This is a genomic window from Ruegeria sp. AI3, assembly GCF_056541245.1.
Window position 1 is genome coordinate 1 of record NZ_JBQFYA010000046.1, and the last position, 1270, is coordinate 1270.

General features: G+C 55.1%; 2 protein-coding genes. Both read right to left on the minus strand.

Annotation, left to right across the window (positions count from 1 at the left end):
* Positions 1-994: adenylate/guanylate cyclase domain-containing protein (locus ACRZ95_RS22875; RefSeq protein ID WP_480555668.1), on the minus strand; the 994-nt coding region annotated here is incomplete at its 3' end.
* On the minus strand, positions 948-1270 hold a 323-nt coding region (locus tag ACRZ95_RS22880), incomplete at its 5' end, for a hypothetical protein (protein ID WP_480555670.1). The genes ACRZ95_RS22875 and ACRZ95_RS22880, both read right to left, overlap by 47 nt.

Sequence of the window (1270 nt, forward strand, 5' to 3'; positions counted from 1 at the left end):
CTTCGCGCGCCCCAAAATCCATGACGACACCGGCATGGATCGAATAAGACAGGCTGTCCGCCATTTCGACAACCTGCTCGGACAGATGCGTTTTACCGATGCCGGGTTCCCCCAGAATAATATGAACCTCACCTTTGCCGTGCCGCTGGCACCTCTCAAACGTGGCCGCAAACAAGGACATCTCGCGCTCGCGCCCCACGAAGCGGTGCCGTCGTGTCCGGATGTTTTGGGCCAGCCTGTCCAATCGCCAGACTTCGACATCGTCTTTCAGACCCTTGATGGCCTGCACACCCACAGATTCGCCAATGAACAAAGGCCCCAGAGCGCGTTGAATATCATGCGACACCAGAGTTTCACCGGGAGACGAGATGTCCGTCAGGCGCGACGCAAGGTTCACACCATCGCCGGTGACAGTGTATTCCGTATGCGCCTGACTGCCGGTGGTGCTTGCGATCACCTGACCCGAGGCAATACCGATATGGCAAGTCAGCGGCCGTGTCAGTGTTTTGACGGCTGTATGGATATCCAACGCGGCACGCGCCGCTCGTTCGGTATCGTTTGTGTGCGATATAGGTGCGCCGAACACAGCCATAACCGCATCGCCAATATGCTTGTCGATACGCCCGCCGTATTTTTCGACAACACTGTCCACCTTGCCAAAGAACTCGTTGAGCAGGGCATGCATGTCTTCGGCATCAAGTTCGCTGGAAAGCGTGGTAAATCCTGACAGGTCCGCGAACATGACCGTGACCTGCCGCCGCGCAGGCTCGGTTGGGGGATCAGACTTAGAGTCCTCATCCTGCGCCACTGTTTCGAGGTCGCCAATGGCCCGCAACAGTCTGCGCCGGTCACCAATCGCCGTGATCCCCAATTCCACCAGATCTTCGCCCGTCAAATCGGGCAGTATCTCGAAATCAACTTTGTTAATCAAAAAGGCTTGCGCGTAGTCAGACAATCCAAGTGCGCCCAGCCAGTCCTGCAGGCTCTGAGACATGCCGCCCCTCTGAAGTCCCCCACTTCGCAGAAGGGTTTAGCACAGATAGGCTCATTGAGTCTGCAACGCCTTCAAAAATTAACGTTTTGGCAGGTTGCGTATATTGGCTGGCCCACGTGGGACGCTTCCACCAGCCAATGCAGTTTCGATACTCCCAGACCCACCATAAGGGTGCAAACGACAGGTTGATTGGTCTTTTTGTTTTTGGACCCACCCATTTTGGCGGCTTGTGCTCACCTTTAAAACTTACTAAAACAGTCAACATAAATTTCCGAT